We start from the raw sequence: 24,644 nt of genomic DNA on the forward strand, positions 1-24,644 counted from the left end.
ACATAATACTGTTAATCGAAGAGTAACAGTAACTATATATGGTATAATTTTCTAAAATATTTTTAAACTTGGAGGTTCGAATGAATAATAACTTGTTATACTTTCCTAATATTTCAATACCTAAGACACCATGGTTATATAAAACCTTGCTTTATTGGGATTCTATTGGAGTTATATCCCCTGAACATTATATGAAATCTCCTGATAGATTTGAACAGCATATGGGACCACTATTGGAATCTGGCCTAGTGAAACCATTAATGCCTCTTCATCAAATAAAAAATTTACCTTTATTCAAAGAAAAATTTCTATACTATTTGGATAATAATTACACTGGAATTAAGGGCGTGAATTCTAGTTATTCCGTAAGGATTCATTTTGAAAAAATGGATAGTATAGGCTCAGAACTTATAAGAAGAGGGTTCGCTAAACGTACCAATCACTGGGAGTGGTTACTCGTGAAGAGAGACGTCGGTAATCTATATATGTCTTACCTTGCTACTGTTTTGGCAAAATTAAATGATTTTACTCCCATAACCAATAGCGCATTGAACTTAAATATTCATACCGAAAGGTTTAAAAGGGTTGACAATCATGCGATTCATTATAATGCTATTCGTAATATAATTGTTGATTCCATCTTTCCAGTACCACTAGAAGTTGAAAATGTTTGGGATTTAATTAGATTTAAAGAAAAACATGAAGTTTCTTTGAGAGCATTCAGAACGAAGATAGAAGAAGAAATTCCGAAAATTTTAAGTGTACCAATTGATAAGAGAGAAAACTTAATACAAGAATTCACAAGGTCTATGAATGAAGAAAAGAGAGAATTATCAGAGAGATTTCATAGTAAATGGAGAGGTATAGGAGGTGCAACATTTATATATTCTATACATGGTTTAAGTATTGTTGATTCCTACATTAATAATAACTTTATTCAAATGTCTGTAGCTGCTTTGAATTTTATAAGAGATATGAACAATACTTATAAACAAACTGATATACCAATCGATTCAATGTATTATACATTAATGGCGGAAGATAGATTCGTAAATAATAAAAACAAAGCTGGCCAAAACTTGGACAAAGAGATTATTATTTTATAATTAAATATTTAGCAATGTTCCTGTTTCTATATAACTCTATAAAGGATTGAATATATAACTTCATAATAAAGGTGATTATTCCATAATTCAAAAAGCTATCCAACCTCTTTTTTAGAGTAAAAAATAACATAATCGACTGGGGGTGAACCACTGGCTTTGCTTAACTGTAAGATAATTAAATTTTTAAATATACTTTTTACATAGAGTACAAAAACGACACTCACTAATAGAGTGTCGTTTAATCCAATTTTCCGCAAACTACTCTACTTAAACTCCCTTAGATATAAGAGGAGAGAACTTTGTCCTTTCTGTCATCTTCGTAAATTCTTTTTTACTTTTATAGTCTAAGAAATATTATGGAGATTATTTCATATAACTTTATTCTTTTGTCTGCCTTCTCTCAAAATGCCTATGTAGACGATATTCACAAATCTCCTTGGTCCATTTATATATTATGTCTTCATGTTGCTGTTTCACATTCAAAGAGAGATCAAAATAATTATTTTCAAAAGTAGAGTTTCCTCCCCATTTACTCATCGGCATTCTGGAAATAAGTCTACTAACCTTTTTCTGATCATATTCCCATAAGGTCATTGACTCTTTGTCTGAGAAATCAATTCGTTTGCGGTATTCTTTTTCTGTTAGGTAGTGGTGAAAAAATGGCGCTACTTCTTCTGGAGTAATGGGTTTGAACCAAGTTTTCTTACCTCTCCTTAACATAGCTGCTAAAACTACCATTTTATAACTCTTTGTCATAATTGTCTTTTCAACTTCAATTAGCCAATCTCTATACTCATTGTAGGCTTCAATTTCTTCATCAGACAGTTCGTCAGCCCAATCCAAAAATGCAATAAATGTCTTAAATTCCTACTTGTATTCATTTACGTCAATTGTTCCTTTTAAATGTAGCTCAAGATATGTTGGTCTTCTGCCAATCTCCTCTTTCAATTGGCGATAGTTTGCTAATAACTTGTCCTTTCTAGGCTGGTGCTTCTTAGAAAGTTCTTCAAGTAAATTTATCACACGTAAGTCTACATCAAAAGTACAATTCTCAGGTACTTGAGGAATGAACGGTCTATTTTCACCCTTTTTATCACTTGGTGATAGATCGAATAGACTTAGCTTATTATCTGCATTACGATAGTTACCAATTAAATCAATAATCACACATTTTTCTTTAATAGGATGTAGGCGTAGTCCTCGTCCTACTTGCTGTGTAAAAATAGTTAATGATTCTGTTGGTCGTACAAATAATAATGTATCTACAGACGGGATATCGACACCTTCGTTAAATAAATCAACGGTGAAAATGATATCGATTTCTGCCTTGGATAATTGATCTATAGCTTGCTTTCTAGAAGTATTTGATTGAGAATGAAGTGCTACTGAACGATACCCTTTTCGCAGAAAATATTGTGATAAAAACTCTGCTTGGCGAATAGATGAACAGAAACCCAATGTACGGGTTTGCTTATTAGATACCCAAGCTTCTAGCACCTTCTCAGCCATATCTTTTTTTAATTGGACAGCTAAAAGCTCTTCTGCATCATAATATTTCCCTAGCCAGGTGATTTTCGAGTAATCGGTCTCATCGTATACACCAACATAATGAAACGGAGCTAGCCAATGACGTTCTATGGCTTCCATAAAATCAATTCGGTAGGCTACATTTCCTTCACATATCGCATATACATCTTTACTATCATTCCGATCCGGTGTGGCTGTAATCCCTAACAAAAAAGAAGGTTGAAAATAATCTAGTACACGTTGATAGGATTGTGCAGCAGCGTGATGAAACTCGTCGATCACGATGAGATCGAATTCATCTCGTTGAAAAACTTCTAAATGCCTCTTTCTACTTAACGTCTGGATAGAGGCAAAGATCACCTCTGCACCTGGATCTTTTTCTGTTCCATTGTAGATACCGTAAGCCTTGTTAGGATCTACTTTTTGAAATGAAAGTTTAGCCTGGTTCAATATCTCTTCCCTGTGGGCTACAAATAAGATACGCCTAAATCGCTGAGAGAAAAAACCAGCCAAGTAAGTTTTACCAAGTCCTGTTGCCATTACTACCATTGCTTTGTTATAGCCCTCTTCTACTGTTGATTCTAGTTGTTCCAGAGCTTCAATTTGAGCGAACCTCGGATTGATAACATCATAAGGAGATGGTTCCTCAGCAATTCTATCAGGTTGAGGTTCCTCTTGGGTTGGGGTAAACATAATATTTATTTCTTCCTGCTTCGTCATTTTATGATGCAAATGAGGGTTACTCACGTGAAAGGATTCATAATCCTTTTGGTAAAGCTTAACCGTTTCATCATTTATCGAAATGGTTTGATCGGAATAAAAGAGTTCAATAAATTGCCTCAATGCTAATTCAAATGTTTCTTCATTTGTTGTTTCTTTTAACAAAACATTCCACTCTACACCCCTTGTTAATGCAGAGTTAGACAAGTTAGATGACCCAATGATTAACGTCCCATTATCTTTATACTGAAACATATAAGCCTTTGGATGGAAGGCAACACCATAACTCTTCCAAAGTCTTAACTCAATTCCTGAATGGATATTATGCAATTTTTCAATTGCCTCCGGCTGAGTAATGTATAGGTAATCCCCTGTACAAACCTTTATTTCAGCTCCACGAGTAACCGCTTCTCTTAGTGGCTCCTCCAAGAGCTGTACCCCGGACTTCATTAAGAAGGAACTTAGTATATATATAGAAGAGGCTTCTTGAATTCTAACCTTTAACTCTTCGATCAAATTACTCGTGATTAACTGGGTATTACTCATCACTAACCTCAATTAGTAAAACCTTGTCCTTAAATCCACCTCTATCCATTTCTTTCTGTTCTCTTATTCTTTCAATTTCAGCTATAGTAGTGCCGTGATACTGAGCCATCGCATGCATAACTTCTAGTAGATCTGCTAATTCCTCTACTACTTCCTTTTGGTCTGTAGCATTTAAATATTCTCCTAGTTCCTCTTCTGCTTTCTTATTTAATTCAATTATGTATTCTTCATCATTAAGAATTTTTGTGGTGAAAGACTTTCCTGTCTTTTCAATAACCTCTGGAATTAAATCTCTTACAAGCTTGTTATATACTGGCATCTTAGATCTCCTCTTGATTAATAGATTCTTTTATCTGGTATAACCCCTCTAACACCACCACGAGGATTTTCTAAATCTCCCTTATAACGTGGAATTAAATGCACATGAACATGGAAAATAGTCTGCCCAGCTGTTTCTCCACAGTTTATTCCAATGTTAAAACCATCTGGCGTAAATTGTTTATCTAACAAATCTTTACCTCTATATAAAAGTTCATCAATGGCTAATCTTTCTTCACTAGTTAAATCGAAGTAGTTAGCAATATGTCGTTTAGGAATGATTAATAGATGTCCATTTGAGACCGGATATTTATCATAGATAGCAAATGCTAGTTCATTCTCTAGGATTTTTTCTGTTATTGAGCAGAATGGGCATGTCATAAATCTAACCTCGTTCCTAAATAATTGGAAATATACTTACAAATTGATTTTATCAAAAAAAGTATGTCGAGGTGACATACTTTTTGATTAATTATTGTTTCATTAAACTATTAGAGCAAAAAATAAAACTCTTTAATTTTACCAGCCATTGATTTTCTTCTTAACTCCAAGAATTCATCATATCTGTTATAGTCCATATCAAATATTTCTACTGGTATACTGTTTTGCTTAAGGTTGTCCATAAGTACATTAATATCTTTGATCTCACCGTACCTATTACTGTCTGAATTGATTTGTTCCTTAACTTTTTCCATATAAACATTAGGAGCTTGGTCTTTAATCGTAATATTAATTTCTTGCTGTGTGTATGCGTAATTGGCAATCTGATTATACTGACCTCTATTGTTGTATCCATTTTTCTGCAAATATTTTTTAGGAAAAATATGGTGTATATCTCCACGTTCTTCTATTAGATGTTTAACCTCTACTTCTTTAGATAAAAACCCTTTATCTCCACTCTTAATTTGAGCCATTAAATATAGATTAAAATATGGACTACTTGCAACAGAGGTATTTAATCGAGTAACCAATATATTGTTCCAGAATGCATCTGAAAGCTCTCCCTCTTCAATGTTTTTAACATAATTTTGTGGATCTGACGAATTATTAAATCTTCTTACATCAAATTCGAACATTGATTCAGGTGATCCAGAATAACGTCCTGTTAGCATCGATAACACTAGCCATTTACGTACTGTTTTATTTACGATAGCCTGGTCAACCTTCTTATCCTTCAGCAATAAATATAATACATAACCAAAATTCAGTGTATTTTGGGAACGTATAAGACTCTTATTAATAATCCCTGCTGACTTAACAATCATTAAGTATCTCTTAAAGTTTGTTTCATTGACGAATGAAAGTACACCTTCTTCTAAAGTTTTAAAAGAAGCTTCAGCAATTTCTTCTTTATATTCTCTAGTCTCAAAGTCTCTTCCAGATAATAAACTCACCAGGTTGGAAAGCCTTCCCCTGTAAAACTTAGAGGTAAAGGCCACACGAAGTAAATCAGAGTAATCAGGTATAAAAAGAGACTCATTATGATCTTTTATCCATTTAATTTTGTTAAAATAATCAGTTATTGCAAATTCCGTATCGTTTGATGCAATTGTAGAATAATCAGCTGGATTTTTGGCTAAGTGACAGAAGTAATCTATTGTCTTTCGAATGTGTACACCATTGTAATTTTCATTTACAGCAATCTTTGACATAGCAAAGTCAGCTTGACTTAAAACTACACCTTGGGAGTTTATTCGGATAAAAATCTCTGTTACCGTTTCTATGTCTAGTTCATGTGAGAGTTCAATTATACCTAAATTACTATTCCGAATATGTAATAATTTATTTATGATCTCCCCAATACTGTTTTGGTCTTGAATATTATTACTCTGACAATAACTATTTACAAAACCAAACATGTTAAATCCACTTTTAAATACACTAGAGATGTCGCTGATCCACTCAACATCTTTTTGAATTGCTGGGTTAGTAACTTCAAATTTCTCTTCTTTAGGATTGAAAGCAATACGAATTTTTTTCTTTTTATAATCTGAACCAACAACTTCTTCTCCTAATAACGCTGCAGTCATAGCAGTAATTCTTTGCTGTCCATCTATCAATATTTTCTTCCCCATTGATTGTGTTCCATCTTTTAGCTTCGTATCTGGGTTTCTCCAAGTAATAATATAACCAACTGGAAACCCTTGATATAGTGAGTCCATTAGATCTCTGACTTTACTTGAATCCCATACAAAAGGTCTTTGTATTTCTGGAATTGCTATTTCACCAGCTTTAATCCATCCTAAAATTATATCTATTGAACCATTATTAACAATATATTTTGCCATAGATAACACCACCTTTAATTTGAGCTTCACACCTTCTACATGATCATTAGTAATTTGTTTATTTCTAAAAATTAGCAGATATTAATTTTATTTCGACAATTAATTCAAATTCCCTCCAATAAAAAAACATGTACCTTTTTTGTAATAGAGTACATGTTAAATTCTTTTAACTTAGAGTGCTAATTATCCATTTTTTAATCACAAGAGTAGTTTTTACTTTAGATATACTTTGAAATCCATATAAAGATTAATGTTTTTATATTATTCATAATAACAATAACAATAAACCCGATATACAAGGGAACAATTTCCTATCGATGTTGGCGTAAAGTCACATGGATGCAATTTATAAACCAATGGAAATGTAATATCACTTTTGATTCCAATTCCTAGCCCCTTATATTAATACGTTTTACATGCTTTTAAATAAAAGTCAAATTTTTGTGCTGCATCTTCAATAGAACCTAATGCATAATAACCCTCTTTAGCATTTCCAACGCAAGAAATTAATGGAGAGGAAAGAAACTCTAACATGAATTGTATCTCATTTAAATCAGGAGGAGTATCGAATTTATCATTATTTTTCAACAGTAAATAGATTTCACGAGCTTGTACAATTCCTTTAGTAAAAGGATCGCTACTTTGCTCTGATAAACATTCTAATATTGCCTGAAGCAACAATCCTTCTCTAGTTATTTTATTACGGTCTTCTTCCAGAACTGTTAAGTCTACTAATCCTTTTTGTTCAAATATCTTTTTATAGGAATCTGATTTTAATGGCACTTCAATATGAAGTCTAATTAATGTTCCCAAAGAGTCAACATCAATGAGAACTACATCTCGATTTATTGCTCGATCAATCAATCGATTTCCTTGGAATTTTGTACCCACTATCACAGCATAATTTGCTCCATGATTGTTTTTATGTTCAACAATAGTATCAAAATCAATTGAACTTTCTGAAACAACACTATGATATGTTGATTTCGCATCTACTGTTACAGAGTATGCAAATTTAGGGGCTGTTGGTGCATTTAGAAGAATGTCCGTTTTTCCTGCACCACCTAGATGTTCAACTTTAAACCCTAATAATCTAAATGCCACCTCTAAAGCTTTTTCAAAACGCTCAGGATTTGTTGAATCTTTAGATGCTAACCTTATTTCATTTAAACAGTTATCCACATAACTAGGATTCTCATATTCTATCTTAGAATTATTCGTTTGTGATTTTTCTATTGTATTTACTGAAATATGATCTTTTATTAAATCATAGAAGTTACATCCACGGTTTGTTAGCCCATATAATTCAGTGCCAATCTCCTGTACTAAATTAGCTGTCTTTAGAATATGTAACCTTTTGCGGAGTTCTGTATGGTCTTGATATGAAAAATTATAAGAAACTTTTCCTCTTGCAGAAAGTTCCTTAAGGCTTAAATCTCCTTGATTAAGTTCTGCAAGTATTTCAAATACATAGTTGAATTTGTGATTAACACAGCATGCAAAATCTAATTCAAAATTATCGGTTGGAAACTTCCTTCCCAAGCTAGTTGTTTGGAACTGTGTCTTAGTTTTTCTTTCAATAAAACCTAGATTTGAGAGGGTAGTTAATAGTGCGTTAACCGAGCTTTCCTTAATACCGTAAGTTTCATTAGAATAATTTTTTATAGTTCTAATATCTGTTGGATTAGCCATTAGTAATAAATAGGCATAAACAGTGTCATGCATTGCATAAACATTTCCAGGAAGATATCCAAAGCCGTTTTTCCTTTTTAACTTTTCTTCAGAAGATAATTCACATAGCTCTAATGCCCACTCTGATATATGTACTTCTGCTTCATTGATAGTACTATCGAGTTCAACTTCAATATTTTCATGATTAAAGTAACCTACTAAGTTTAGAAATTTCTCACCCATATCAGTAATGCTATAGGTAAAAGAAAAATCTTCATACTTGACAAGGTCTAGATCCCTTAGCCAACCTAATCTATTATGTATTTCGGATTTCTCTTTCCAGGGCAATTTATAATCATTTCTCGCAATATCTCTTATTTCTTGGATCTGAGCAGTTTTTTTAGATAAAATATGAAGAATCTCGGAAAAAAATCTAATATTAGCATTTAAAATAGCAGCTAAATAAAAATTATCTTCTGTTTCTAGCCACTTCGAAATTTCTTCTGACATTTCCCATTCGCCATTTAACCTCTTTTTTACAATACCAGTAGGACGCAAAAAAACAAATAAACGGTCTAATGTATCTTTTCTATTGCTACCTTCAATTTCAATTGGCTTAGTATATGCTTTATTTTCTTTAAGTGCACATAATATAACCTTTAATGCTTCTGGGTAACCTTTTGAACTTCGTGGAATTTTAGGCATCGAGAAAACTTTTGTATCCCAGTCTCTTATCTTTGGATACTCTGATGTTTCAATAAAGTACATATAAACACCTCATACCTTAATAATGTAAACCTTTTCCATTATTATTATAAATCTTTTAATTAGTGTCAATATATTTTTTATTTGAAGTAATATTTTATATATCCCAATTCTAAAAATACTGAATACAGTATGGGAAAAAGTAAGGATAACATTTAACAAAATTCTTAAATATCGTACATTAATTAAATTTAACTATTTAATATGTTTAATAGGTGGACCTTGGACCTATAAAAAAAGGGATAGAATCCCTTTTGATTTTATCCCAGAACACCTTTGCCCATAAATAAATAATGAGAGCTGTTTATAGTAACCTAAAAATGGACCACAGTAGTCATTGAAAAATCCCCCAGTATATAATAATCCCACAAAGAAAAATATTCATTATGTGGGGAGTCTGGAGAGTTGATTACATTGAAGAAGAAACAAGAGGTCCTACTTATGTATTTAAGGGAGGGCAGATCGCAGAGAGAGATTGCTAGAATGCTTGAAATTGACCGTAAAACAGTTAGTAAATACATAAATGAGTATGAAGACAGGCGGAAAGAAATTGAAGAAAACAAAGATTCTATTCATATTGGGGAGCTGATACAAGAACTAGTTGAATCTCCAAAATATAAAGTAGAAAATCGTACAAGCCGAGTTATGACAACGGAAATTAAACAACAAATTATGGATCATCTTAGGGAGAATGATGAGAAAAAGCAAAAGGGTTTGAGAAAACAATTAAAGAAACCTATAGACATCTATGAGGCTTTGGATGCCGAAGGTATAGAAATTAGCTATAGTACGGTTCTTCGAACCATTCGTAAGATAGAAAAGAAAGTTAAAGAGGCTTTCATCAAAGGCTCCTATTTACCAGGAGATATTTGTGAGTTTGATTGGGGTGAAGTGAAAGTAAACATAAACGGAAAGTGGACAAAGCTTCAAATGGCGGTATTTACATCTGCCTTTGGGAACTTCCGAATGGCCTTCTTATTTACGAAGCAGAAGATGGAATGCTTCCAGGAAGCGCATGTTCTCTTCTTTAAAGAAACTGATGGCGTATATAAAACAATGGTCTATGACAATATGAGGGTCGCTGTTAAACGCTTTGTTGGTACAGAAAAAGAGCCAACAGATGGCCTCTTAAAGCTATCAATCTATTATGGGTTCGATTATCGCTTCTGTAATGTTCGCCGTGGAAATGAAAAAGGGCATGTTGAACGAAGCGTTGAAGTCATCCGAAGAAAAGCATTTGCGTTCCGTGATACCTTTGAAACCCTTGAAGAAGCAAATCAATATCTGTATCAAGTTTGTGAACGGCTTAACCAAAAACCACAGCCATCCAACCAAAATCAGACTGCGAAACAGTCTCTCATACTAGAACAGGAACTTTTCCTCCCTCTTCCCCATCCGTTCGATGCAGCTCGTGTCCAAGACGTGCGCGTGGACAAATATTCAACCGTCGTCATTGATCAAAGCCATTACTCGGTTCCTGATCATTTAGTCGAACAAAAGGTAACAGTGAAAATCTATTCAAATCGAGTTCTCTGTTTCTATGAGGGGAATAAGATAGCTGATCATGTCCGTCTTACTGGGTGTCATGAGTGGAGGCTACAACTTGAACATTATCTAGAAACGATAAAGAAAAAGCCTGGTGCATTAGCTGGTAGCACAGCATTACAACAGGCAGACGAAAAACTAAAAAATATATACAAGACTTATTATATCAGCCGCGAGAGATAATTTGTAGAGTTAATACAATATTTAAAAGGAGAATCAAGTGTTAGTGAAATTGAACAATGTATTGAAGAGCTTCGCCGAATTAATCCTGTGCATGTAACAACAGACAAGATTAAAGTTTTATGTGCAAAGAATAAAACGAAATTATCCTCCAGTCTGCCTATTTCAAAGGAATCAAAGGAAATAAATGATCAAGCTATTGCTCACCTTAAAAAGTATGATGAGCTATTCCAGATTGAGACACTAGGAAAACAGGAGGCCATTGCATGAACAAATCAAAACAAAGAATCGATGAGATCTGTACTTACACAAGTGAGTTAAAGTTACCTATGATCAAACAGACTTTTCAAGAGGTCATTAAAGACGCGAATCAAAAAGAAACATCATATGAAGAGTTTCTAGCTTTACTATTACATTTCCGTCAGGAAAATGCACAATATAATCGAATTAGAAGAGCAGAATTTCCTTATAAAAAATATTTAGAGGATCTTTCAGTCGAAGATTTACCTGAAGATGCCCAAAAGAAATATAAACACCTTAAAACGCTAGAATTCATAAATGAAGGCAGGAACTTAATTTTAGCAGGTAATCCAGGTACTGGTAAGTCGCACATGGCCATAGGCTTAGGGTTAAAAGCTTGCATGGAAGGTTATAAGGTTTGGTTTACTACGGTTCCCTTATTGATTAATCAGATTAAAGAATGTCGATCTGAGAGAACTCTTCGTTCTTTTCAAAACCGATTCGAGAGATTTGACCTCGTGATAGCGGACGAAATGGGCTACATCTCATTTGATAAAGAAGGAGCTGAGTTATTGTTTACTCACCTCTCACTGAGGGCTGGACAGAAATCAACTATCATTACAACAAATCTATCCTTCGAGAGATGGGGAGAGATCTTCCAAGATCCGATTATGACAGCTGCCATGATTGATCGGTTGACCCATCAAAGTTATTTTGTAAATATGAACGGCAACTCTTACCGAATGAAACAAACAAAAGAGTGGCTAGCAAAACAACAATTAGGGTAAGGGAGAATTATTAATGAAAAGATTAGAAGCAGTGGAGACTATGATTTTCTTTCGGTCTTATGGAGTGAAGTGCGAAGAGAATCTAGTCCAGCAGTGGTTGATAGAAAGTCAAACCGAAAGAAAATCTTCTGTAAGTGAAGAAGATTTATATCAGTTTAATGAATGGTGTAGATGGAAAGGTACTCCTTATGAAGAAGGAATTGATGAAAAAACAAAAATGGATAGATTGCTTGAAGAAAATAAAAATCTAAAAAACGAAATTAGAAATCTGCGGAATGAAAAGGCTAGAATAATAGAGCAATTAGAAGTTCACTTAGAGAAACTGCCCTTTTAATAAGTCGTTCCTCTGCCTAACTGGAAAAATTAGGTGGGGGAATTTTAAATGATTATGTGGTGGAATTTTGAGTTGACAATTACAGAGAGCTATTTAATTGAAACTAACTCAAAATCTAACAATCCATAATACCTATAGAGATAACTACTAACCATTTCCTCAACTTCCTCACTAGACAACATATCTAATATCATCGCTCCACCAACAACGTTTAGATACTTATTTGCCTGAACAAAATGATCCCTTGTTATATTAATCCCACTTTGCTGCCACTTAACAAGCGTTTTAAGAATACCTTTTGTAATATTAGGATTAGAAGTAAGGTTACTAGAAAAGAAAACAACTGATCTGGCAGAAAAGTCTTTTTCACAGAAGAATTCTGTTAGCCAATATGGATTGGTAGGATGATCTTTATCATAGGTCATGTACCCAACCCACCATAATCGAGCTAATATATGAACAAACAGAGATCTCTTATTACCATTTTTGAAAAACAAGGCTGTATTAATACGTTGATCGTTTTTATTTTCTAGTTCATTCTTTAAACGATAGTATGAAAAATTTCTTAACTGAAGATGAGCTAAGCCTGACCAAAGTCTTTCTTGAGTAGCTTGTGAAACGGTAAGATCCTTTAGTGCCTCGTATATAACCTTAACGTTCTCCTTATCACTAATTGCATAATCCTCATTCAAGTTTAGCTTGTCCATGTTTAAGTCTATCTTGGATTCTAGTACTCTTCCTTCTTGGTTAAAGTAATCGTTAAACCATTGATCGTTCTTATTATAATAATGCTCTTTATAAGCATCATAGTTTGTCCTTAAATCAATAAGAGTTTCATCGGATAAGAATTTCATTTTCATAATTAGTCCTCCGTCTTACTAAGCTGCTCAATTTCTAGGAAGCTAGTTTTGATTGGTTTTCTTAATACTAGTTGAGCTGCTTTTAGTGATGACAATGAGTCTGTCCCTACATCTTCTAGTCGATAATTGTTTGCTTCAAACGTGTTCTCTAGCACTTGGTACCATTTATATTCTTCCAAATCCTCACGACTATCTTTTATTTTAGAAAACACATAAACTAAGCTAGGAACGATCACTGAAGCTAGAATTGTGCTTTTGAATCTGGATTTCGAATGAAGTGCGTACTGATTGTATTCATACTCAGGAAGTGAAATCGTAATAACATTTGAATGAATATCTACTTCCATAAATTCATTCTTTAATGATTTCGTTACCTTTACAATGGAAGGTAAGTTTAATAGCTCTTTATTATCCTCAAACAAAGTTGTTTCGATAGCATCCCCAATCGCTAGAATATTCCCTTTTTCATAGGTAATAGGACTATCTTTGTACCATTCATTTAATGATTCATTTGTATAGTTAGCTATTCGTTCATTGGCAATGATAAAGGTATGAATTAGGAGTTTCCCTCGTAGTTTTTCAGTAGGAATTCCAATCTCCATCACATTTCTGCTAGATTTAATCGCGTTTCGAAAACTTGTTTGTGGACATTCTATATGAACTAAATAAACTGCTTGTTCGTTTTCTACTAATCTTTGAATTCCTTCATTCAATAGATTGAAGTTTACATTGATTTTCACTTCACCGAATGATTCAGTAATCCCAATCTGACCATGGAAACTGGAATTGATATAATCATCATTATTCATATAAAGAACCGGATATGGATAGGAAGTACTAATTTTCATATAACTCTACCTCCAATACACAGTAGTCAGAGTAATCGATGTCCACTTGCAATGTAAATCGTTGATCTTTAACAAGTGATTGAAGATATACTGTATTCGAACTAACCTTCTCAACGGATACATTGTGGTCATTCGTTGATGCATTTTTTATTGGTAAATCATAATCGCTTTGTTCACCAACTACCTTGAAGACTAACCGACCGCTTTCAAGTGTTTTGGTAGGTGAGATAAGGAAATTGTACTTGCCATTGCTCTTATCCATACAAAGATATCTTTGTGTAATTCGAATTGGATCCTTACTTGGTTTTCTTTCCTTTTTCTTATCTAGATCACCAGCTTCGTCCTTGTTCACTTCATTTTCCCCACCAGGATTAGAAACTCCGGATCCATCATTACCGCCTTCCGTTTCATTACTACCATTTCCATTGCCACCTTCATTACCTGAAGGTGTAATACCAAACTCTCCAGCTAGTTGATCCTCAATATCCTTTGTCTCTTTTCCTTTTCGGTTAGCTTGGCGTTTAGATTCTTGCTTCACTTCTTTCGTCACGATTGATTTAATAGAAGAGTTTAATGACTCGCTCTTCTTGGTTGAACCCGTTAAATCAAAGCTTGTATCCGGTAAGAAGTCATTTAAACCCACCGCGTCCATTTCATCCGTAATTTGTTCCTGGAATTGACTCTTTACTGTATCTCGAATAAACTTTCTTAATTCCGAAAATATTTTCTTTGCTAGTTTAGGATTTTTTTCAAAACGCTCGGGGGCCCATTCATTATGAGCAGGATTCTCTAATTGCTTGAAAATATTATTCATGTTTGTACCTGTGATCATTAGAATTCCTGTAAACGAAATAGAGCCATTTATATTCTTCTGCTCAAATATACGCATTCCAGTCTTTCTAGTCATGAGTACCCGTCTATTTAAATCTTCACCGTTTATTAGATATAAAGTTGCTTCACCTTCGTGAAAATGAATACCTTGTGGATATTTCTGTTCTGGGTATAATATTTTAAATGCTTTTTCTGAAGTTAGTACAGTATAGTAACTCTTTAAGAATTGATTTTCCTCATTGTCCTCTAACTCATGGATCAGTTCACCAATGTTATATTGATTGATTTCAAACCCGTTAATCTTAACCACTAATTTATTATTAAATATAGTAATAAAGAAGTTCTTTAAGATAGAGAGTTTAATTTCTGTTTCCCAGTTACCTTTTGGTTCAAAAGCTGAAACATAGATATCGGTACCAGTACTTTCTCTCCTATAGTCTTGATCCAGCATTAACTGACCATGAATGGCAAGTGAATTAGGATTATTGGTAAGGTATCCATTACCTAATGTTATCTCATTATCTCTTGTTCGGTACGACATTATATTTGCAACACCAATATGAGATTCATATCCTGTTACATCAAAAGAAGAATAAAACAAAGTTCGTAAGTTAGAATTTAAGAATGGCGCTGATTTTCCGATTCCAAAGCTTCCACCAGAACTTTCACCTTTGTTGGAAGAACCCGCTTCTTTTATTAATGATGACCAAGGTGATCCTAACTTCCCTTCTTTTGCACCTTCAAGCCCCTTCGTATTATAGTCACTTATACGTAAAAAATTTATTTCATCACGGTTCAAGATGGCTAATGCATCTTGAATAAAATCTTCACTCTTCTTGTTGTTACCTTTCCAGGTTAGATCACATTGTTTAAATACATCTATTAACTCGTTTCGATTAGGAAACTGGTTGCTTGAAATCGTAAAACTATTAAACTCTACCAATACTGGTTGCGTAGTATCTTTTACAGCATCCAGTGAGTTTTGGCAAATTTCTCTTGTTAAAGCATCAAGTGCATTCCCTCTAAAAGTTTCTAATCCCGCATTATTAATGGAGTTGATCATTCCACCAGTAGCAGATGGGAAATTCCAGTATGTTGTCATGGCTATCTCTCCAGTACATATTTGAATATATATATATCTAGCTTCACAACAAAATAAGCTAGTAATTGACAAATTTCGTATAATGCTATTTTACTAGAAAAGTTATAGGTTTACTAAAGTTAGATATTGTCATCGTATTTTGTACAAATAAAAAAACTCTAGTCGATATTCACTAGAGTTTAATAAAATCATTTAATTACCAGATGAAATATCCATTCTACTTAAAATTTCTTTTTGTAGTGCATTAATAAAAGCTTCCATCTCTTCAAATTTTTCATTTCTATATTTATGTCGATTTGCTTATTGTGCGAGTAAACAGCATTACTTAATTTCTTGTTATATCATTCACCTCTCTATTTTTGATTCCTTTTGTCTTAATGCCTCTTACTAATGAAGTGGTTTCTCTTTGTATTCTTCTATCCAATATGGATAATATGGGTTTTCCCAGGTTGAGCCATCATAGAATGATGTACTTTTTACTAGTGCTAAAACTTTTGATATCCCATGTGTTTCACTGAGTTCCCATCCAACATTTTCTCCAAATCTCCCTCCCTTAATAATGTTTACATCATCAGCATCACCAACAAATTCATAATTACCTCCAGAGAAATCAAAATTCGCTATGATTTTAACTGGATATCCATTATTATCAAATCCCAAGAACCCAACTTTCATATTCTTTATTGTTTTGTCCGATTTATTTGTAATAATTGCTTGGAGCATATCAGGATATAATGTCTTATAATTTGCATCTTGAACCATAATTTTTGCGTTCTCAACTATAATCAACTGCTCTGCTTTTGCATTCTCTATTTTATGTTTTCTATCCGTTTCATTTTTCTCCACTAATTTCTTCTCATAGACTGTTAACATTGCAGTAATATCAATATCATCTGGTACTATTGAAGAAGCTTCTTTAAGTAATGAAACAGACTTGTCATAATCCTGAGAATTTGCACTATCTTGAGCTTGCTTTAATACATCAACTTTATAGTTCTCTACTATTTTCTCTATTTGTTTTTGTGCTAACTCATAATCCTCATCTTCTCTTATAACCTTTTTATATTCTTTAATTGAATCAATATAGTTTTTACCCTTTTCGAATTCTACAGCCTTTTTATAAGAAATCCTTGAGTTATTAAGACTTTCAATTTCGGTGATTATAGTTTTTACATCCTGAGGTATCAAGCCAAAGGTTTTTATTTTCTCAATTCTCTCTTTCGCATTTCTAAAGTCAATATCCTCATCGATAAACAGTTTCTTAATATTAAATATTTCATCTTTTAGAATTGGCTTTATCTGGTTTTCCTTTTCATTGTTCCCCTTAATTTTTTGATCATAGATTTCAATTGCATCAGAATAGTTATTATTTTTTATGTCTTGTTTGAAACTTCTCACAGGATTTTGTAAGAAGATAGAAAGAAGTACTACCACACTCATTAATAGCGCAATTGAGGAAAATAAATAAATAGTTTTTTTATTCTTGCCAATACGAAACAAGGTCTTAGACGACTTTTCTATTACTTCATTTCCATTCTCTTGAATTGGTAAGTGAGCTCCACACTTGCTACAAAATAAATCATCCTTTTGAATTTCCGAGTTACATCTTCTACATATCAATTGACTTCCCCCAGTATAATTATTTCTACTTTTTACCAAATTAAATTTAAAAATAAATGTTCTTAATCAACAAAAACAATATCAGTTTTCTCGCCTATTTATAAAACTAAATTGGTTTATCAAAGCTCTTCTTATTTGAACATCTTTTATATGCTCATCACATACTTCAATAATTGTACACAACAGGATATTCAACGTAACTTTCTTTACTAATACTATCTATTGATGCCTTGTTAAATGGGAATGTTTTTATCTCTACTTGGCTCATAGGTAGATCTCCTCTTATTCAATACATCCCCCTGTAGACCTACTTTTTATTAACAGGATATTTTATCGCATTCTTGTCCATCTTCTTATGTACTTCCTCTTCTAAATCTACATCTAGCTTGTCCGCTAGCTGGCAGTAGATAAATAAGTACATCTGCCATCTCTTCAATTTATATTCTGCATAGATTCAGAAGTAGCTTCCTCACTACTTCTCCACTGGAAGTTCACTAGAAGCTCGTTTGCTTTTAGTGAACTCGAAATGGCTAGATTTTTTGGGTTGTGATATTCCTTCCAACCTAGTTCGTCTCGGAATTGGGTGATTTTTCGGATGATTTCTTTCATTGTTACTCCTCTGATTGTATATATTTGTAATTATATTTTAGCATTTTCTTTGTTTGTTAGAAATTTATTGAAAAGTTTTATATTAGAAAAACAGTAGGAACTTAGCGGGCCTACTGTTTTACACTTTTCTCTATTTTTCCTCATCATACTGTTTCTTTTTTAACAATCCCCACTACCTTACTCTCTGGAATTAAAGGATTGTGAGTTACAACAAATGCTTTAGAGAATTTATTTAAATATGCTTCTTCATGTGATTTTGGTGTAACGATAATGAGCTTTCTATTTAACTCTCTTTCATACAAATCAAATATTTTAACCTTCCTACTTTCATCCAGTGCACTATCAAATTCATCTAGTACAATAAAGCCAGGGCTTATGTGAAGGTTTTGGAGCAATGCAAGCGCAAAAAGCAAAGAACTTAATGATTCCTCGCCCCCAGAAACTCCTTTACCAACTCTTCCTCCACGAGCCTTCGTACTGACATCCTCCATCATACCACGATGCCCTTCTTTTCGCGCTTTTATGAATAACTTGAAATGAGTTCTCTTACTACGGTCCTCGTAAGATTCCCAACTTATGTCACCCTCAAATTGAAAGTGGTTCATATATATCTTAAATCGCTTCTGGATTTCAGCAACTCTCATATTAACCGTCGTTTCTAGTTGATCCTTTAAACTTTCCATTCTCTCTTTATCTTGATCTAATAGAATGACTGATCTCTTATATTCACTTTCAAGCCTTTCAAATTCCTTTTTTATCACTTCATAATTTTCAGGTGCTGCGGGATCAATGCCATCTTCCATCCGTGCTTGTTTAAACTTCACCCTACCATTCTCACGATTTTGTTTAATTGCAGTAACAGAAGGGAGAGTTGCAGTTAATATTTTATCTTTAGTTTCCTTATAAATTTCTCTCATGAGCTTTTCAATATCTGCTAACTCTTTTAGTACATTAATAAGCTCTAATTTAGCTGCTTCTTCCTCTTCAAGTTTACGTCCTTTTTGCTTCTCCATACTCTGAATATTTAATTGTGAATCATAAATTTTATCGTCTTTATTGTTAATGCCTCTTTCAGACTTTTTAATTCTTTGTGCTAAATCTTCAAATGTTTCTTCTAATTCTTCAATTTTTCTTTTTTGTTTCTTCACTATCTCTTTCTCTAACTCTAATTCTTGTTCTAAGGTGGCTTGTTCCTCATACTTTGCTTTCATTTTCCCAAGCTCTATATAAAATGATTCTTCTCTTTGCAAAGTTTCTAGGTAGAGATTCTGCTCGGCTCTTTGGGTTAACAATTTTTGATTATTATCATTTAATAATTTGCGTTCTTCCTCTAAATGTGACTTATCTACTCTAGCCCTTTGAAGTTTTTCCTTCAAAGTAATTCGGTCATGCTCTCCTAACATAAATGCTTCAGATTCCCGAACATGTTGGATAACACTATATAAATTTTGAATGCTTTTAGTGTCTCCTTTTATTAGTAAGTTTATGTCTCTAATCCTTGTATCTAATCGGCTTAGTGACTTCTCAACTTCTTGTTTTCTCGAAAGTAGCGCCTTTTCACTGAGTATATAACGTTCTTTCTCTTGTGGACCGCGGAATCCAAACTGATCTCTTAATATACCATTCTCAGTTGAAATAAAGCCTTCCTTAAAGAACTGTTCAACCCACCATAAAGCTTTTAAGGCATGAGGCATAACGTTCTCTTCTAATTCAGGTTTTATTGATAATTGGAGCTCTGGAAGTCTAGAAACCATATGAGTAGGGATTATATTTTTAAGGGATACATGATAAAGGTCGTTAGGTGGACTGACCTCTTTCGCATCATAAAATACAGTAAATTTTATTGCATCGAATATTTTCTCATCTTTTAATTGGCTACTTTTCTCCATTTCTATTAGTTCCCGAAGTGGATAAGCACTAACACCTATATGTTCAAAATACTTAAGAGATTCTATTTGTCGTTTTGACAGCTCTTTATTTTCTTCAAGAAGACTCTTTTCTTTCTTTAGGTCCGATTCCTGCTTACGCAGGCTTGATTCGACCTCTTTGTTTTTAATAATTCTAATATCAAGTTCATTTATTTCCTCTTGAACCTTATGACTACTCTTGTATTTCTCTAATCTATCCCTATGAACGAGATCCTGCTTTTCGTTTGTTTTTACTTGCTGTTCAAGATCTAGAATTTTCTTCACAATATCTTGCCAAGAGCTATCAATCTCATTTAAGCTTTCTTGTACTTTTTTTATTTCCTCTTTTGTTGCTTTATAATCATTTTGTGATTTAGATAACTCTGACTTAACTTCCTCTTCTGTCCTTTCAATTTTGTTTTTCTTTTTGGTCAACTCTTTTAGTTCATGATTTAGCGTATCTATATTATCTTGAATTTGTTTAATTTTTTCCGTTTTTACTTTCTGGGATTCCTTTTCAGATTCAATTTGTGAATCTAATTCAACAAACTGTTTTTTCGTTAACCCTAATTCCTCTTTCTCCTGCTCTCTTAGTCCTTTTAATAAGTTCAAATCATCATTAGCAACAAGGATATCCTCTTTAATCTGGTCAATTGTTTTTCCTAGTTGATCTATTTCTTTATTTAGATATATTTCTAGTTGTAACAGAGATTCTATATATAATGTTGCTCCTTCATTTAAACGTTTTTTATTATCTTCGTATCGGTCCAAGGCTGTCTTTTTTAGCGAAAGTTCAGCTTTCTTATGCTTGACATTATTCTCGGAATACCGGACTGTTTCTTCTGTTTCCTTCACTTTCTCCATACTTTCTTCCCAATCACGCTGCACCTTATCAATTCCATGCATCTCACTAAAAATTCTAAACCGTTCTTCAGGATGCATGACTGCAAACTGATTCACCTCTTGCTGATACCAGATTAAATAATAATGGTCTGAATCTATCTTGTATTTGTACCTTAAGTCTTTTTTATATTCAGTAAAATTATAAACTCGGTCTCCAGAGCTATATCGAATAGTGTCTTCCCACTTATCAACAGCTTCTCCTAACGAGATTGTAAATTCCTTTTTTATTGGCTGCCCCGGTTCCTGTATAATTTTTATTGAGAACTCTATAAAACTTGGAGCATCTATCTTCATTACTCCTTCATTTTTAAACAATAATGATATACTTGCTTTCCAGGTTTGATCTGAGGGAAGATTTCGAGACTTCAATCCCTCTATATCCACTTTTGAGGAATATAAGACAGCCCCAAGACAAAAAGTAATGGTAGATTTTCCTGCCCCATTTGGTCCAGTAATTAACACATGATCTTCAGTCCCTGATAGGTCAGCTTGGACCGGGGGATAGTCTCGTATTCCAGAAAACTTTAATCTCCAAGGAATCATTGGTCTTCCCCTTTCTGATACAGGTTGTATCGCTTAAAGAATTTCAGGACTTCTTCTTTATTTAACTGATTTGATTGACTGAATTCAGTTGTTCGTCTAAGGAAAGAGTCTGAAAACATATTTACACCAATTGCTGTTATTTGATACGCTTTTTCATTAGAGCTGGTATCATATTCTTCAATTGCTCCTATCTTTTTTAAAGAATCTAGATTTACTAGCATTCGTTGGTTTGCTTTTGTAGTCTGATGTCCAAAAGCTTCTAAAATTTGCTCAAACAACGTAAATTCATGCTGTAATACTTCTTGTTGATAGAATATATATAATAGTAAAGCCAAACTTTCTTTAGAAAGTGTATTTCTAGCAGCTCGAGCAGGTACTCTCATCATCACAATTACTTGATCACGCCGTTGATCATATATTAGTTTCATGTAACGACTAACAGATTGATTTACCCTTGTTATAAATGAATAGAATTGTTCGTCATTTTCCTGTAGAGATAGAAGCTTTTCCACTTCTCTTCTTGTTAACCCAAAATTCCCCGAGCGGATCGTAGCAGAAGAAGAAAAAATTATATTCATAAACGCTATTTCTTCTTTCTCAGATAAAATGCCTTTTAGTAGTTGCATAGCATTTAGGGAGTTAGTATTTATTTCATGTTCCCCCTCCGGTTGGGCCTTTTCTTCCATTTCTTTTTCGGATAATGTTGGATCCATCTTCACGATTCATCCACTCCCATTCTCTTTCATAGTGTTGTAACTGTGTTCCGTTCCTTCCATTAACCATTTCTAGTTTTTTATCGGCTACCAAAGCTGAGATAGCAGTAACAGCATTGATTGCATCACTCCATTGTGATGATGTTGCCTCAATTACTACTTGTTCAACCGGGGCCTCTTCATGATCTTCAAAATATGTTTCAATTGCTTCCGTTTTTATCATGGACTTGGTGAGTACCCAGTTCGCTTGCCTCATCAACTCGTCTAAATCTTCCTCTGATAACTCTTCTGTTGTATAAATCAATTCTTCTGTTTCTTCTTCAATTGGAGTTGATAATGGTTCATAGGTCTCCATAAAATAAATGGCTTCATCAATAGCTTCAGATGATATAGGTGCAGCCATTTTAAAAGGTATCCATAAACCATCTATTGCCTCATTTTCATATTGATTCTGTTCCATAAAACTAAAAAGCTGGTAAACATTAGGGATATCCGATTCAAGTGGAGGGTTATACATCTGAACAATAAATTCCCGTACTTTTTCAGGTTGAATGATTGAAGATAGTGGAGTATTTTGCATATGTGAAAACTTCAAATACTTATTAATAATTCCAAGACTTAAGTTTGTCCCCTCTGCAAGGGCAGATGTACCTTTTTGCATTAGATTAGAAAGCACCAAACTCTCTTCAAGAGTCTCAAAGGCTTGTATACGCTCCTTCAATTTAACATCTAATTCATGCATTAACTTATGAATCTTCTCCAATTGAGGAAGAGCTGTTCGGTCTGCTAACATTTCAAGTTCTCTATCCTTAATTAATTGGATAGCATTTTCTACATTACGGATCATACTAGCAATCTTATTTCCACCTGAAATGCCGTTATCATCGTACGCCTCACTTAAATCTGCATCACGACGTGCCTGAAAAAGAGCCCGTCCAATATCGTCTTCCATATAGTAGGCTAAAGAATCATTGGCTAAGCGAATAAGAGCATCCATCATTCTTTTCCCAACATCTCTCATTTTAATCCGCCTTGATTGCTTTGATATCCAGTTATATTTAACAAGTATATTAATTACTTGCTCAACTTTCTTTTTAGAAGGAGGATCTGAGTCTTGGTATCGATTTCGATAGCGGTAATAAAGCATTTCAGCATTTTCAATTGGCTCATCCAATCCAAGGGCCTCTTCATTTATTAATTGAATTACCCTAAGAAATCGTAGTATTTCTCCAGGAGATCCAAAAGAATAAAGTGAACTCAAGTCACTTAACACACCAGAAAGTGTCGCTAGATCATTCATTGTCTGAAAGACTTCAGGAGATGACTCATTAGCCTGAAATATCGATACTAGCTTTCTATCCATTTTTTCCACTCCTCTACACCTCCTAGTATCTGCTCTTGTTCCATTTTATTTTGTTGCAAGTAATTCTGAATTAGCCCCTCATAGGTATACCAATTGGTGACTACATCTTGATTAGGAGTAATCCACTTTTTTATAACATGATCACTCTCTGGTATAGCAGCATGTAACTCTTTTGAAATATTCAGTCCATCCGAATCATAGTCTGTCCATATCAGTACCTGGTTTAGGGAACTGTTTTTAATAAGTTGAATGATACTATGCTTATGTGATGTGCGAAGATGACCATCTACACAAACTACTAGTGAATCAGTTTCTTTTAAGAAGTCTCTTGCAGCAGCTAGTCGGGTTAGAATTGCTCTGTTTTCTACTAACCATAGATACTTCGCCCTCGTAGAATAATTTTCAACGGATATTGACAAGTCTGTCAAAGCATGTACAGGACCATACTGATGACTTGAGTATTTTCCTTCTAAGTGTCCAGAAAAATATAAGGGTGTTATTTTACCAAGACTCGTCATTCCCAACATGTGTACAGGATACTCCACTGAAGATTCTAGTTGTTCTATAAACTCGTCCTTATTCTGATCAAACCTTTTTGATCCACCAATTTCTTTAAAGTAACTCGCTCCAACTTCTTTCCAATCAAATTCCTTCTTATTAAGTGCTAATTGAGTAAATGCTAGAAGGAAATGAAGATACTTCAAATTTTTGGTTAAAGTCCATTTATCGTTAATATAATGGGATTGGTTAATTTGACTTAAATCCTTCGCGGATAAATCCAACAACGCATCCCTTAGTCTTTTTAGATTTTGGTTAAAGCTCTGGGTTTGTCCATCTACTGCAGATCGAGCAACCTTTTTCCAGTTAATAAACTCTTCTTCTATTTTTAATTCCTCAGCCCGAGCCTTTAATTCTAAGAATTTAAAAAATCGAAAACCCATTCGGTAATAGGATGCTTCTGGAGTCCTACCATCTTTATTAAACCTTAGTTCCTTCATAATCCATCCTTCAGCTAACCACTTTAGTGTTGAGCGGTCATGGTCCTTAAGTTGAATCTTCTTTTTAGGAGTTAACTTAAGATTCAATAATTCTTGGTCAAACTCAATAAACTGATTTTCATTTATACCTACAGTCAATATTGAAACTAGGCGAATTGTTCTTTCTGTTTTCTTTATTATCTTAAGATCTATAAATGCACTTTCATTGTTGCTATCAGGAGGAATTTCTAATTCCTCGCCTTTCTTTAAAACATATATATATAAATAATTTAATTCTTCTTTATTCAGCATTTTATCACCATATTTAGCTCTTTTCTTT

At 33.6% G+C, this 24,644-nt stretch carries 15 protein-coding genes and 3 pseudogenes; 4 read left to right on the forward strand and 14 right to left on the reverse strand.

From position 1 onward, the window contains the following. Positions 1–80 precede the first annotated feature (80 nt). Entirely contained in the window at positions 81–1,106 is a 1,026-nt protein-coding gene (locus tag M1D60_RS19525; protein WP_456276497.1) for a hypothetical protein, read from the forward strand. 378 nt (positions 1,107–1,484) lie between these two features. Here the strand turns inward: M1D60_RS19525 and M1D60_RS19530 are convergent. The 5 genes and pseudogenes from M1D60_RS19530 to M1D60_RS19550 all read right to left on the reverse strand — a co-directional run bounded on the left by M1D60_RS19530 (position 1,485) and on the right by M1D60_RS19550 (position 8,944). Beyond that, positions 1,485–3,899 (reverse strand): annotated as a pseudogene (locus M1D60_RS19530) (DEAD/DEAH box helicase family protein). Further along, positions 3,892–4,218 carry a pyrophosphohydrolase domain-containing protein gene (locus M1D60_RS19535; RefSeq protein WP_456276498.1) on the reverse strand — a complete coding sequence of 109 codons (327 nt, stop codon included), beginning with the start codon at positions 4,216–4,218 and terminating at the stop codon, positions 3,892–3,894. Before M1D60_RS19535 ends, M1D60_RS19530 begins: the two are co-directional and overlap by 8 nt. A 17-nt stretch (positions 4,219–4,235) precedes the next feature. Beyond that, positions 4,236–4,598 carry an HIT family protein gene (locus M1D60_RS19540; protein WP_456276499.1) on the reverse strand — a complete coding sequence of 121 codons (363 nt, stop codon included), beginning with the start codon at positions 4,596–4,598 and terminating at the stop codon, positions 4,236–4,238. A 110-nt stretch (positions 4,599–4,708) separates the two neighbouring features. Beyond that, positions 4,709–6,505 carry a GmrSD restriction endonuclease domain-containing protein gene (locus M1D60_RS19545; protein ID WP_456276500.1) on the reverse strand — a complete coding sequence of 599 codons (1,797 nt, stop codon included), beginning with the start codon at positions 6,503–6,505 and terminating at the stop codon, positions 4,709–4,711. Positions 6,506–6,907: 402 nt separating this feature from the next. Further along, positions 6,908–8,944 (reverse strand): hypothetical protein, encoded by a 2,037-nt coding sequence (locus M1D60_RS19550; RefSeq protein WP_456276501.1) that lies wholly within the window; start codon positions 8,942–8,944, stop codon positions 6,908–6,910. Positions 8,945–9,346: 402 nt separating this feature from the next. Here M1D60_RS19550 and istA point away from each other — a divergent pair. The 3 genes and pseudogenes from istA (at position 9,347) to M1D60_RS19565 (ending at position 12,028) form a co-directional block, all read left to right on the forward strand. Further along, a pseudogene (gene istA, locus M1D60_RS19555) lies at positions 9,347–10,936 on the forward strand (IS21 family transposase). Beyond that, positions 10,933–11,694, forward strand: coding sequence for an IS21-like element helper ATPase IstB (gene istB / locus M1D60_RS19560; protein ID WP_456276502.1), 762 nt, complete (start codon positions 10,933–10,935; stop codon positions 11,692–11,694). The pseudogene istA and the gene istB overlap by 4 nt, the downstream one beginning before the upstream one ends. Before the next feature lie 13 nt (positions 11,695–11,707). Then, the gene (locus M1D60_RS19565) at positions 11,708–12,028 is read left to right on the forward strand and encodes a hypothetical protein (protein ID WP_456276503.1); all 321 of its coding nucleotides are present in this window, start codon (positions 11,708–11,710) and stop codon (positions 12,026–12,028) included. An 89-nt stretch (positions 12,029–12,117) separates the two neighbouring features. Here M1D60_RS19565 and M1D60_RS19570 read toward each other — a convergent pair whose 3' ends face one another. From M1D60_RS19570 to M1D60_RS19610, 9 genes and pseudogenes are all read right to left on the reverse strand, one after another. Beyond that, positions 12,118–12,888: a DUF6339 family protein gene (locus M1D60_RS19570; protein ID WP_456276504.1), complete on the reverse strand. Its 771-nt coding sequence runs from the start codon at positions 12,886–12,888 to the stop codon at positions 12,118–12,120. A gap of 2 nt (positions 12,889–12,890) precedes the next feature. After that, complete coding sequence (locus M1D60_RS19575; protein WP_456276505.1) at positions 12,891–13,736, reverse strand: hypothetical protein; 846 nt, start codon at positions 13,734–13,736, stop codon at positions 12,891–12,893. Then, entirely contained in the window at positions 13,726–15,669 is a 1,944-nt protein-coding gene (locus M1D60_RS19580) for a hypothetical protein (protein ID WP_456276506.1), read from the reverse strand. Before M1D60_RS19580 ends, M1D60_RS19575 begins: the two co-directional genes overlap by 11 nt. A 387-nt stretch (positions 15,670–16,056) precedes the next feature. After that, positions 16,057–17,289 (reverse strand): DUF5780 domain-containing protein, encoded by a 1,233-nt coding sequence (locus M1D60_RS19585; protein ID WP_456276507.1) that lies wholly within the window; start codon positions 17,287–17,289, stop codon positions 16,057–16,059. A gap of 307 nt (positions 17,290–17,596) precedes the next feature. Further along, positions 17,597–17,898: pseudogene (locus M1D60_RS19590) on the reverse strand (nucleotide pyrophosphohydrolase). A gap of 143 nt (positions 17,899–18,041) precedes the next feature. Next, a complete protein-coding gene (locus M1D60_RS19595) occupies positions 18,042–21,251 on the reverse strand; it encodes an AAA family ATPase (protein WP_456276508.1) in 3,210 nt (1,069 codons plus the stop codon). Further along, positions 21,248–21,937: a hypothetical protein gene (locus M1D60_RS19600; RefSeq protein ID WP_456279498.1), complete on the reverse strand. Its 690-nt coding sequence runs from the start codon at positions 21,935–21,937 to the stop codon at positions 21,248–21,250. Before M1D60_RS19600 ends, M1D60_RS19595 begins: the two co-directional genes overlap by 4 nt. After that, entirely contained in the window at positions 21,903–23,327 is a 1,425-nt protein-coding gene (locus M1D60_RS19605) for a hypothetical protein (protein WP_456276509.1), read from the reverse strand. Before M1D60_RS19605 ends, M1D60_RS19600 begins: the two co-directional genes overlap by 35 nt. Next, a complete protein-coding gene (locus M1D60_RS19610; RefSeq protein ID WP_456276510.1) occupies positions 23,312–24,616 on the reverse strand; it encodes a toprim domain-containing protein in 1,305 nt (434 codons plus the stop codon). The genes M1D60_RS19605 and M1D60_RS19610 overlap by 16 nt, the downstream gene beginning before the upstream one ends. Positions 24,617–24,644: the final 28 nt, after the last annotated feature.

This window comes from Bacillus sp. AK128 (genome assembly GCF_053903075.1).

Coding starts and splice junctions, on each gene's coding strand:
- M1D60_RS19525 (WP_456276497.1), top strand. CDS start 81: ATGAATAATAACTTGTTATACTTTCCTAATATTTCAATACCTAAGACA.
- M1D60_RS19535 (WP_456276498.1), bottom strand. CDS start 4,218: ATGCCAGTATATAACAAGCTTGTAAGAGATTTAATTCCAGAGGTTATT.
- M1D60_RS19540 (WP_456276499.1), bottom strand. CDS start 4,598: ATGACATGCCCATTCTGCTCAATAACAGAAAAAATCCTAGAGAATGAA.
- M1D60_RS19545 (WP_456276500.1), bottom strand. CDS start 6,505: ATGGCAAAATATATTGTTAATAATGGTTCAATAGATATAATTTTAGGA.
- M1D60_RS19550 (WP_456276501.1), bottom strand. CDS start 8,944: ATGTACTTTATTGAAACATCAGAGTATCCAAAGATAAGAGACTGGGAT.
- istB (WP_456276502.1), top strand. CDS start 10,933: ATGAACAAATCAAAACAAAGAATCGATGAGATCTGTACTTACACAAGT.
- M1D60_RS19565 (WP_456276503.1), top strand. CDS start 11,708: ATGAAAAGATTAGAAGCAGTGGAGACTATGATTTTCTTTCGGTCTTAT.
- M1D60_RS19570 (WP_456276504.1), bottom strand. CDS start 12,888: ATGAAAATGAAATTCTTATCCGATGAAACTCTTATTGATTTAAGGACA.
- M1D60_RS19575 (WP_456276505.1), bottom strand. CDS start 13,736: ATGAAAATTAGTACTTCCTATCCATATCCGGTTCTTTATATGAATAAT.
- M1D60_RS19580 (WP_456276506.1), bottom strand. CDS start 15,669: ATGACAACATACTGGAATTTCCCATCTGCTACTGGTGGAATGATCAAC.
- M1D60_RS19595 (WP_456276508.1), bottom strand. CDS start 21,251: ATGATTCCTTGGAGATTAAAGTTTTCTGGAATACGAGACTATCCCCCG.
- M1D60_RS19600 (WP_456279498.1), bottom strand. CDS start 21,937: ATGGAAGAAAAGGCCCAACCGGAGGGGGAACATGAAATAAATACTAAC.
- M1D60_RS19605 (WP_456276509.1), bottom strand. CDS start 23,327: ATGGATAGAAAGCTAGTATCGATATTTCAGGCTAATGAGTCATCTCCT.
- M1D60_RS19610 (WP_456276510.1), bottom strand. CDS start 24,616: ATGCTGAATAAAGAAGAATTAAATTATTTATATATATATGTTTTAAAG.